This is a genomic window from Pedobacter sp., assembly GCF_035317785.1.
Classification (GTDB): Bacteria; Bacteroidota; Bacteroidia; order Sphingobacteriales; family Sphingobacteriaceae; genus Pedobacter.
On sequence record NZ_DATHGC010000175.1, the window covers coordinates 1 to 10,856 of the forward strand.

A 10,856-nucleotide genomic window follows, 5' to 3' on the forward strand; every position below is an offset into this window, starting at 1 on the left:
CAGATGAGGACACCAAGTTTGGTCTGGGATTTGATGAAGCCATAGAGCTGCTCAGATCTGAAGAATTTGCGGGGCTAAAGAACATCCGCATTACCGGGCTGATGGGCATAGCCAGCAATAACGCGACTGAAAAACAAACCGTTGACGAGTTTACTGAACTCAAAGTATTTTTTGACGGCATAAAAATGAGCTTTTTCAGAAAAGACGAAGCCTTCAAAGAAGTCTCGATGGGCATGTCCGGCGATTATAAACTGGCCATAGAAGCAGGAAGTACCATGGTAAGGATAGGAAGTAGTATTTTTGGTAAAAGAGTGATCAAACATTACAAAGCACAATAAAAAAATAATGAATGTCAATATAAGAGTTGCTGAAAAAGCAGACTGTCCGCGCATACTGGAACTGATCAACGAGCTGGCAGTTTATGAGAAGGCCCCCGAGGAAGTGACCGTTACGTTAGAAGAATTTGAAGATGCAGGCTTTGGCGCAAATCCCGTTTGGAAGGCTTTTGTGGCTACAGACAACAACATCATCGTTGGTTTCGCCCTGTATTACACCCGCTATTCGACCTGGAAAGGCTGCCGCCTCTATCTCGAAGATTTTCTGGTTACCGAAGATTATCGCGGAAAAGGCATCGGCAAAATCCTTTTTGAAAAGGTGATGCAGGAAGCCCGGGAAGGCAATTACAATGGTATGGTATGGCAGGTACTGGACTGGAACGAGCCCGCCATCAACTTTTACAATAAATATGCCGCCGGTCTGGAACCGGGCTGGCTGAATGCTTCTTTTTCGAAAGAGCAAATCGGGAATTCGAAACTGCAAACCCTAAACTAACATGAAAAGAACAGGAATATTTGTGCTGCTGATCAGCTTTATGGCTTGTCAGAGTGAGAAAAAAACGACTGATGCTACCGACTCCGCTACCATGTCCGGCACAGCAAAGACGATAATTTACACCTATGACTCTGTAAAAGTATACAGCAAAAACCCGCTTTCCAAAGACAAGAATGTTACCGATACTTCAAAGGCAGTGATTTCTTATCCTGTGTTTGCAGATGAGCACATGAACGATTTCATATTGAAAAAAGTCCTGCTTACAGCAGATTCCGGCAAGAATTATACTTCCTACCAGGCCTATGCTACCGACTTTATCAAAGGCTTTGACGATTTCCAAAAAACAGAAAAAGACAGTCCGCAGACCTGGTTCCTGGAAATCAGGAACGATGTAGAAGTACAAAAAACTGGCTATTTCTCTATACTGAGCAGGTTTGTAAGCTATATGGGTGGTGCACATCCAAACACGGTTTATTCGTACCTCAACTACAATCCAACCACCCATCAGGAAATCCTGCTGGATTCGCTGCTGCTTCCCGGCACTATGCCCAAACTGACCGCCATAGCAGAACAGATCTTCAGGAAAAATGAGAAACTAAGCTCCACCGCAAGTTTGAAAGACGGCTATTTTTTTGAAAACAATACCTTCAGGCTGAACGACAACTTTACCATCACAGATGAAGGCCTGAAATTTCTCTATAACCCTTACGAGATCAAAGCCTACGTATATGGCACAACCGAACTGCTGATCCCTTTTTCTGCCCTCAAAGGCATTGCTAAACCGAATTCTTTACTTAGTCCATCTCATTAATGCAGGTATTTAAGTTTGGCGGCGCATCGGTAAAAGATGCCGGTGGCGTTAGAAATCTGACCTCAATTATATTAAAACAGCCCGGAGCGGAACTGCTCATCGTGATCTCTGCAATGGGTAAGATCACCGATAAACTGGAAGAGCTCTGCGGGGCCTACCAGTACGGCGAGGAAAATACACAGCAGATCTTTGAGGAGATCAAACAATTCCATTTCAATATCCTGGGCGACCTGTTCCCCGACCACCGCAATCCCGTTTACGATGATGTGGCCAATACCTTTGTCGAGATTGACTGGCTGCTGGAAGACGCACCTGATGATGCCCCGGATTATGTTTACGACCAGATCGTGTCCATCGGCGAACTCGTATCCACGAAGATTGTTTGCACCTATCTGCGCGAGATGGGCTGCAATGCCCAATGGATTGATGCCCGCAATTTCATTCACACCGACAATACCTACAAAGAGGGAAAAGTAAACTGGGAGAAAACCGAGCAGGAGATCCAAAAGTACCTGGTACCTGTGCTCGAAAAAAGCATTGCGGTCACACAGGGTTTCATCGGCAGTACCAGCGAGAACTTTACCACCACTCTGGGAAGGGACGGCTCAGACTATTCCGCAGCCATATTTGCCGCCTGCCTTGAAGCCACTTCCCTTACCATCTGGAAAGATGTGCCGGGTGTGCTCAACGCCGACCCCAAATGGTTTGACGAAACCCAGTGCATCCCCCAGCTTTCCTATCACGATGCGATAGAACTGGCTTATTACGGTGCGACCATTATCCATCCCAAGACCATCAAACCGATCCAGAACAAAAACATTCCGCTCTTTGTCCGTTCATTTTTGCAGCCCGATGCCCAGGGAACAGACATTACAGGTCTAAACAACCACCTGCCCGTGCCCTCATTTATCTTTAAAGTAAACCAGGCACTGATCTCCATATTCCCAAAAGATTTCTCTTTCATCATTGAAGAGAACCTGAGTGATATCTTCAGCATGTTTCACGAACATAAGGTCAAGATCAATACCATGCTCAACTCGGCCATCAGCTTTTCGGTAAGTTTTGATCATGATCCGGCAAAACTACAGGCACTGATCGCTGATCTGTCTGTGCATTACAAAGTAAAATACAATACCGGGCTGGAACTGGTGACCATCAGGTACTACAACCAGCAGACCATAGACCGGGTAACGGTCAATAAAAACATCATCCTGGAAGTAAAAAGCAGGCATACCTGCCAGATCGTAATGAGGGACAAAGTGGTTTGAACAAACGGGTCTTAGATAGCGATGTCCAGGAATACATAGACAGTCACCTGACTGCCGATGTACACAAGATCGCAATGGCCAAAAGCCCTTTTCCGGATGTTTCCGCTGCTGAACTGGCAGGTCAGATCGCTGCTAAGAACAAATGTGCGAAGAAACTGCCATCCTGGTTTCAGCAGAAAGGGGTCTATTATCCTGCCCTCTTGTCTGTAGAACAATGCTCCTCTGAGGCCACCGCACAGTATAAATCCAGCCTTGCTTTAGGTGGCCCGTTGATCGACCTTACTGGCGGATTTGGTGTAGACAGTTACTATTTTGCCAAGACTACAACAGCTGTTACCCATTGCGAGATCAATAAAGAACTCTCAGAAATAGCCGCGTACAATGCCAGGGTATTCGGGCAGACCAATATGCAGTTTCTGCAAGGTGATGGTCTTGAATACCTCACCTCTGCCGATAAAACCTTCGACACCATTTATATAGACCCTGCCAGACGGAGCAGCTCCGGCAAAGTCTTTATGCTCAAAGACTGCACGCCTGATGTGGTCAGCAACCTCGGACTGATGCTTTCCAAAGCCAAATGCATCATCATCAAGACCGCTCCCCTGCTCGACCTTACCGCAGGACTGAAAGAACTTTCTAATGTCGCTGAAATCCATATCCTGAGTGTCAGAAACGAAGTCAAAGAACTGCTCTGGGTAATAGAGCAGGATAAACAGGCTGATCAAAAAATAAAGATCGTTGCGATGACCCTCAATTATGCGATGAAGCAGTTTAGCTTTTACAGGAATGAAAACGGAGACATTGCTGAGGAGGGTTTGGCCAGCAACCACTCAGAAGATGCGGCAGGGCAGCCAGAAGACATTACAGCGCAACAAATCAGCATAGATAGCTATCTTTACGAACCGGACGCCGCACTGATGAAAAGCGGCGCGTTTGATCTGATCACAAACAAATACAACCTTTCAAAACTGGACCAGCAAACACAGTTGTATTTTAGCGAAAGCATAAACCCCTCCTTTCCGGGCAGAATATTCAGAATCAGCAACTTCCTATCAGCCACAGTACTCAAAAAACGAAAAGACCTGACCGGCAATGTGATCGTCAGGAATTATCCTGACAAAGCAGAAAACCTCGTCAAAAAATACAAGATCAAACCTGACCGGGAAAAGTTCCTCATCTTTACCCATAGCAGATCAGAAGGTCATTTGATCATCGAAGCAGAGATCATACAGCATTACTAATCAGGCCCGTAAAAATCTATCTGAACAGTAAACATTTCCTGAATGCAGATTGTTATAGGATCATGACCGATATTGCGCAAATCATTATCCATGCTTCCCGGCTGGGAAATGTGGAAGTCCTGCAGGAACTCATCCGCCAGCAAGCCGATGTGAATGTCCGGGATGAGAAAGGCTATACCCCATTAATTATCGCCTGCTACAACAACCAGTACGAGTCCGCAAAGCTGTTACTGGAAAATGGGGCGGATGTCAATGCACAGGACAACGGAGGAAATACCGCACTGATGGGTGTCGCGTTCAAAGGCTATGCTGACATTGCACAGCTGCTGATCAACAAAGGCGCTCAGACCGATCTTCAGCATGGAAATGGCGGCACAGCACTGATGTTTGCAGCCATGTTTGGCAGACACGACCTGCTCAAACTGCTTCTGGCAGCAGGCGCCGACAAACATTTATTGGACGTCCGTGGACTCAGTGTATATGACCTTGCCGCACAGCAGGGCAATACCGAAGCGATAAGCATCCTTGATAATAGCACCGTCAATTAAAACAACCTAAACTATCTATATAAAAGAAGCCCCGCCGGTTCACACCGCGGGGCTTTAACTTGAACTATTATTTAAGATTGCAGCTTAATTTAGCTTAAGCCGGTACCTTCCTGGCCGGTTCCCGTTCCCATACACGGTGCTGCGCAATCGCAGCAATAAACTCCGCAGCAAGCTTTTTAACATCGCCACCAATCACAAGCCCCGGTTGTTTAGCCGGACCAAAATAAGTGGCGTCCAATACAGCTTTAGCGCCCTGGTCAGCCGCTATGGCCTTGCAATGCTTAAAGGCTTCATTTAAAAAATGTACCGCATTGGCTTCAGCAGCAACCGCGTTGACACTGGCCTCACCTCCCGGAACATACACCGCATCAAACAATACCGAAGCAGCAGTCAAGAAACTCTGGTCAACAGGTATCTTTTCCTTGCCCGCAGCAGTGATCGAGCCTAGCCTCGGTGCGATGACTGCTGCAATCGCCCCTTCAGCCTCCAGCGCAGCCTTTACAGCATTCAGAGATTTCCCGTCGACACCATCCGCAGCAAGTATGGCCACTTTTCTTGATTTAATCGTATTCTTTATTGTATTAGCCATACTTAGTGCAGCAGAGGACTTCAACTTGCTTTCTACCTGTGAAGGCTCAAAATCAGCAGGATTACCATCTGCCGGAATACTTTTATTGATCGGCAGTTCAGGTTTCTTCGGAACAACCAGCCCCAGTCCATACGCGACCTGGGCGGCCAGTTTCTGGTCAATCTGAGCAAGTATGCCCAGCATCCGCTCCCGGATGGCAATGGTCTTCACTTTTCCCAGCTCAAAAGTCAGTGCATCAATCAGGTGGTTTTTCTCCGGTGCCGACTGGCTGTTAAAGAAAAGCCTCGCCTGGCTGAAATGGTCAAAAAAGCTCCTGCTCCTGGCCCGCACTTTTTTGGCATCGATACGTTCCGCATAGCTGGTAAATCCGCCATCAGCAGCTTTCACCTGTTGCGGATCATTGTTAGCCAGGCCATTTGGACCATAACTCGTTTTACCACGGTTGATCGTCTGTCTCATAAAACCGTCCCGCTGGTTGTTGTGAACAGGCACCACTGGCCTGTTGATCGGGATCTCATGGAAATTTGGACCGCCCAGACGGATCAGTTGCGTATCCGTATAAGAAAACAACCTTCCCTGCATCAGCGGATCGTTGGTAAAATCTATGCCCGGCACAATGTGTCCCACATGAAAAGCCACCTGCTCCGTTTCTGCGAAGAAATTATCAGGATTGCGGTTCAGCGTCATTTTACCAATACGCTGCACGGGAACCAGCTCCTCAGGGATCAGCTTTGTCGGATCGAGCAGGTCAAATTCAAACTTAAACTCATCGGCTTCCGGCACGATCTGGACACCCAGCTCCCATTCCGGAAACGCGCCTGATTCAATGGCGTCCCAAAGGTCTCTCCGGTGAAAATCCGGATCCTTGCCAGAAATGTTCTGTGCTTCATCCCAGGCTACCGAATGCACTCCTAACAAAGGTTTCCAATGAAACTTCACAAAACAGGCTTCGTCTTTTTCGTTAATAAACCGGAAGGTATGTACGCCAAAACCTTCCATCATCCGCAGGCTGCGCGGAATGGCACGGTCGCTCATCGTCCACATGATCATATGCGCAGACTCCGGCATCATGGAAATGAAATCCCAAAAGGTATCGTGGGCCGAGGCCGCCTGCGGAATCTCATTGTCAGGTTCAGGCTTTACCGCATGGACCAGGTCAGGAAATTTCATGGCATCCTGTATAAAGAAGACCGGCATATTATTGCCAACAAGGTCAAAGTTTCCTTCCTGCGTATAAAATTTAACAGCAAAACCCCTTACATCCCTGGCCAGATCCGTAGATCCCCTGGACCCCGCAACAGTAGAGAAGCGTACAAACACCGGAGTCTCCGTCTGCGTGTCGTTCAGGAAATGTGCTTTGGTAAATTCAGACTGGGATTCATAGAGTTTAAAAACCCCATGTGCACCAGAACCGCGTGCATGCACAATTCGTTCAGGAATACGCTCATGGTCAAAATGAGTGATTTTTTCCCGCAGGATAAAATCTTCAAGCAGCGTTGAGCCCCGTTCTCCGGCTTTCAGGGAGTTTTGATCGTCATTGATCTTCACCCCATGATTGGTGGTCATCGCTTCTCCACTGCTGTCCGCAGTATGGGCTTTTAATTTATCAGTTTTTGCGTTTTCAGGCTGAGGGGCAAGCTTTTTATCGATAGCTGCTTCAGTACCGGTTTTAGGAAGTGTTTTTTTCATAGTTCAGTGTAGATCAGGTGCTACACTAGAACCCCAATAAAAAAAGATTGTTTTAGGTATTTTAAAATATTAATCGTAATATTGCAATATAAAGCCATGGGACTTACAAAGACAGAAATATTCACAGAAGAGCAGAACCAGTTGTCGACCTTATTGAAGGCGATGGCCCATCCCGCCCGCATTGCCATCCTGCAAAGGATCATCCTATCCAACACCTGTATCTGCGGAGACCTTGTTGGTGAATTAGGTCTTGCACAGGCCACCATTTCGCAGCACCTGAAAGAACTTAAAACAGCAGGAATTATACAGGGCACTATCGAAGGCGTCAGCGTATGTTACTGCATCAACCCTAAAACCTGGAAATTACTGGAAGAACAGCTCGGCGCTTTTTTAGGATCCTATAAAGGAGAAACCCCCTGCTGCTAAACCTTTTTTTATTCACATCAATCGTTAAATTGCAATATTATGAACACAACAGAATTTACCACCTGGCAGACATTTAAAAGCACATTGGAGCAAAACCCGGACCTGACCCTGCAGTTTCAGTACGCAGAAGACAAATGGGTCGACGCCTCCTATCACATCACCGAGATCAAACAGGCACCTATTGTATCTGTGGATTGCGGCGGCAAAATGAACACCTGGACAGAGATCATTGTCCAGCTTTGGGAGCCATCCAAACAGGATACAGAAAGAGCAATGCAGGTGAGCAAAGCCTTATCAATCGTGAAGATCGTTGAAAAATCACTGCCCCTAAACCCGCTTGGGACAGTTAAAATAGAATTTGGAAATTCACAGTTTGATACCAGGCAGATGTATCCGGGTGAATTCATCATCGCTGGTGATAACCTGATCGTCAACCTGGTCCCTGATTTTACGCAGTGCAAAGCCCAAACCAGAGGCGGAAGTTGCGGAACGACAGATTCAGGAGAAGAATGCTGTGCACCTGCTGTAAAAGTCGAAAAACCCAAACTACAACTGGTAAACCTCGCAGATGTAGGACAAACTTGTGAACCAGGCTCCGGCTGCTGCTAATATTTGAGACAATATTTTAAATTTAAACCATACACATGAAAAAAGTACTCGTACTCTGCACAGGAAACAGCTGCAGAAGCCAGCTGGCAGAAGGTTATTTAAGACATTTTGCCGGAGATCAGGCAGAGATTTACAGCGCCGGAATTGAAACCCACGGGGTCAATCCAAAGGCTATTCAGGTCATGGCTGAGGACCATATTGACATTTCAGGACATACATCAAACCACGTCGATGAATACGCAGGAATTGATTTTGATGCAGTGATCACCGTGTGCGACAATGCCAATGAAGCATGCCCTTACTTTCCCGGCAAGGTAGAACGCTTTCACTACAACTTCCCTGACCCTGCCAAAGCCACAGGAACACCAGAAGAGGTAATCAACGAATTCAGAAAAGTGCGCGACATGATCAAAACCTATTCAGCTGATTTTGTAAACCAGCACATCAAAAACCAATAATGAGCGCAAACAATTGTGCCCCTGCGACTGAGCGAAAACAGCTGGGCTTCCTTGACCGCTACCTCACCATGTGGATCTTTACAGCAATGACCATTGGCGTAGCTATCGGTTATCTGATCCCATCCTCCTCCGGTTTCATCAATTCCTTTTCCAGCGGAACCACTAACGTTCCTTTGGCCGTCGGCCTCATATTGATGATGTATCCTCCGCTTGCAAAAGTGAGGTACGAAAAGATGGCCGAAGTATTTAAAGACACCAAAGTACTCAGCGTCTCCCTGATCCTGAACTGGGTGATCGGCCCGCTCCTGATGTTCTTTTTAGCCATAACCTTTTTAAGAGACTATCCTGAATACATGGTTGGGCTAATTCTGATCGGCCTGGCACGCTGTATCGCAATGGTGGTGGTATGGAACGAACTCGCAGAGGGCAACCGCGAATACGCAGCAGGCCTGATTGCATTGAACAGCATATTCCAGGTTTTACTGTACAGCGTATTTGCCTATATCTTCATTACCATATTGCCTCCGTTCTTCGGCCTGAAAAGCCTTGAGGTAAATATCACAATAGTAGAAATCGCCAAAAGTGTGGGTATATACTTAGGGCTCCCGTTTGCAATGGGCATCATCAGCAGATATACATTAATCAAGCTGAAAGGTGAAGACTGGTTCCAGAACAAGTTCGTCCCCTTTATATCCCCGATAACATTGATTGCATTGCTCTTTACCATTGTCATCATGTTCAGCCTCAAGGGCAATCTGATCGTGCAGATTCCAATGGACGTAATCCGGATAGCGATCCCATTGGTGATCTATTTCTCCATTATGTTTGTGATCAGCTTTTTTGCAGGCAAATACTTTGGCGCGGATTACTCAAGAAGTGCTTCTATAGCTTTTACCGCTACCGGTAATAATTTTGAGCTCGCTATTGCTGTTGCGATCGGTGTATTTGGCATCAACTCCGGACAGGCATTTGCAGGAGTAATCGGTCCGCTGGTTGAAGTTCCTGCATTAATTGCCCTGGTCAACCTGGCTTTCTGGTTCAGAAAAAAGTATTATATAAAAGAAATTCTTTAACAAAAGCCGGGGAGACACCCCGGCTTTTATGTTTATTTACAGGCTTTGCATCCGCCTGTAGCTTTACATTCTTTAGCGCAGTGATCCGTGCAGCTTGCTTTAGTGCAGGATTTTGAGCATTTGGTACAATGGTTCATTTTGCTGTTACAGCATGGGCTGTTTGCAAAAGAAATGGCAGATATATTGAGCATCATCATAGTGATGACAAGAAACTTTTTCATAATTGAATTTTTAAAATGTGTTTAATAGTAATTGACCTTTTCAGAAAGGCAGATGTAAATACTATTAAACTCTGGGAGGGTGAAAGGATTTCGCAGAATAGTCGGAAACCTGCCCCTCTACGTAGTCAACGGTCAAGTCCTTCTTTGACTCAGGCAATACATAGCCTAGATCCAAAGGCTTCACCGGAACAAAGCCGCTTACATTGCAGCAGAATCTTGTCAGACACATCCCGTGCTTACAATCCTGTTTTTGCCTGTGGTCGCAAGGCAACACCTTACCAGTTTCCTTACAGCAGGCCATTTTTTCCTGTGTCACCAAAGCCTGACCTTTCCCGGGTAATACCGAAACAAAGGTCATGCAGATCATCAGAAAAAAGGCAGCAGCTTTCATTAAGACAAATAGAGTGAATTTGAACTGATAACATGCACACCCCTGCAATTATGGTTTTGGGATTACAATCATCTACGCAAGCTTTTTCCACAGCCATTTGCGAACCGGCTCATCGTACCATTTCAGCGCAGCATAAGCCAAAATAATACTGCCAATTAAGATGAGCAAAGCATATGGCCAGGCCTCAGCGATGGTCATGCCCTTGTTGTTGCTGATCCAGGCCACATAAAAATACACAATGGGGTAATGCACCAGGTAAAGCGGATAAGATATATCACCTAAGAATTTGCATACTTTATGCTCTCTTTGATTTTGCATGACACCACTGGCGCCGAGGTATACAATCAGCGGGAAAACGATGATGATGCAAACAGAATCGTAGATTCCGTTCAGCCAAAGATGCCCGGCACCGCCAATCCGCGGCATGTAAAGCACCACGGCTACCAGAAGACAGCACCACAACAAGGCATTTTTAATTTTGGCCGGCTTGGCTATACGGGACAACAAGAGACCCGCAAAGAAGGGATACATGACACGCGTGAATCCAATGCGTACCTGTTCCACATTCAAGGTCCAGCCACCACTGACGTCGCCGTTCGAGATGGCCAGATGTGCAAGCGCAACAGCAGCAATACCCACTAAAATACTCAATGCAGTTTTGGAGAATTTCCTGATCCAGACCGCATAAAGAATGTTGGCAA

The 10,856-nt window shown here is 46.4% G+C and carries 13 protein-coding genes; 10 read left to right on the forward strand and 3 right to left on the reverse strand.

Features of this window, described 5'->3' with window-relative positions; translation table 11 throughout:
* The 6 genes from VK541_RS10795 to VK541_RS10820 form a co-directional block, all read left to right on the forward strand.
* The coding region (locus VK541_RS10795) for an alanine racemase (protein WP_324369894.1) at nt 1–338 on the forward strand (338 nt) is incomplete at its 5' end.
* A 7-nt stretch (nt 339–345) separates the two neighbouring features.
* Entirely contained in the window at nt 346–831 is a 486-nt protein-coding gene (locus VK541_RS10800; RefSeq protein ID WP_324369896.1) for a GNAT family N-acetyltransferase, read from the forward strand.
* 1 nt (nt 832) lies between these two features.
* Nucleotides 833–1,642, forward strand: coding sequence for a DUF3298 and DUF4163 domain-containing protein (locus VK541_RS10805; RefSeq protein WP_324369898.1), 810 nt, complete (start codon nt 833–835; stop codon nt 1,640–1,642).
* Nucleotides 1,642–2,910, forward strand: coding sequence for an aspartate kinase (locus VK541_RS10810; RefSeq protein ID WP_324369900.1), 1,269 nt, complete (start codon nt 1,642–1,644; stop codon nt 2,908–2,910). The genes VK541_RS10805 and VK541_RS10810 overlap by 1 nt, the downstream gene beginning before the upstream one ends.
* Nucleotides 2,907–4,151: a hypothetical protein gene (locus tag VK541_RS10815; protein WP_324369902.1), complete on the forward strand. Its 1,245-nt coding sequence runs from the start codon at nt 2,907–2,909 to the stop codon at nt 4,149–4,151. The genes VK541_RS10810 and VK541_RS10815 overlap by 4 nt, the downstream gene beginning before the upstream one ends.
* A 62-nt stretch (nt 4,152–4,213) precedes the next feature.
* Nucleotides 4,214–4,699, forward strand: coding sequence for an ankyrin repeat domain-containing protein (locus VK541_RS10820; protein ID WP_324369904.1), 486 nt, complete (start codon nt 4,214–4,216; stop codon nt 4,697–4,699).
* A 94-nt stretch (nt 4,700–4,793) separates the two neighbouring features.
* On the opposite strand, the gene katE is transcribed toward VK541_RS10820, so the two are convergent.
* Nucleotides 4,794–6,977 (reverse strand): catalase HPII, encoded by a 2,184-nt coding sequence (gene katE / locus VK541_RS10825; RefSeq protein WP_324369906.1) that lies wholly within the window; start codon nt 6,975–6,977, stop codon nt 4,794–4,796.
* Between the two features lie 96 nt (nt 6,978–7,073).
* Here katE and VK541_RS10830 point away from each other — a divergent pair, with 96 nt between their 5' ends.
* The 4 genes from VK541_RS10830 to arsB are packed head-to-tail and all read left to right on the forward strand — an operon-like array spanning nt 7,074 to nt 9,543.
* Nucleotides 7,074–7,403: a metalloregulator ArsR/SmtB family transcription factor gene (locus VK541_RS10830; protein WP_324369908.1), complete on the forward strand. Its 330-nt coding sequence runs from the start codon at nt 7,074–7,076 to the stop codon at nt 7,401–7,403.
* Between the two features lie 39 nt (nt 7,404–7,442).
* Nucleotides 7,443–8,012: a DUF6428 family protein gene (locus VK541_RS10835; RefSeq protein WP_324369910.1), complete on the forward strand. Its 570-nt coding sequence runs from the start codon at nt 7,443–7,445 to the stop codon at nt 8,010–8,012.
* Between the two features lie 35 nt (nt 8,013–8,047).
* Nucleotides 8,048–8,470, forward strand: a complete 423-nt coding sequence (locus VK541_RS10840; RefSeq protein WP_324369912.1) for an arsenate reductase ArsC — start codon at nt 8,048–8,050, stop codon at nt 8,468–8,470.
* The gene (gene arsB, locus VK541_RS10845) at nt 8,470–9,543 is read left to right on the forward strand and encodes an ACR3 family arsenite efflux transporter (protein WP_324369914.1); all 1,074 of its coding nucleotides are present in this window, start codon (nt 8,470–8,472) and stop codon (nt 9,541–9,543) included. Before VK541_RS10840 ends, arsB begins: the two co-directional genes overlap by 1 nt.
* 285 nt (nt 9,544–9,828) lie before the next feature.
* Here the strand turns inward: arsB and VK541_RS10850 are convergent, their stop codons facing one another.
* Both VK541_RS10850 and VK541_RS10855 read right to left on the reverse strand, forming a co-directional pair.
* Nucleotides 9,829–10,155, reverse strand: a complete 327-nt coding sequence (locus VK541_RS10850) for a hypothetical protein (RefSeq protein WP_324369915.1) — start codon at nt 10,153–10,155, stop codon at nt 9,829–9,831.
* 72 nt (nt 10,156–10,227) lie between these two features.
* On the reverse strand, nt 10,228–10,856 hold a 629-nt coding region (locus tag VK541_RS10855; protein ID WP_324369917.1), incomplete at its 5' end, for an acyltransferase family protein.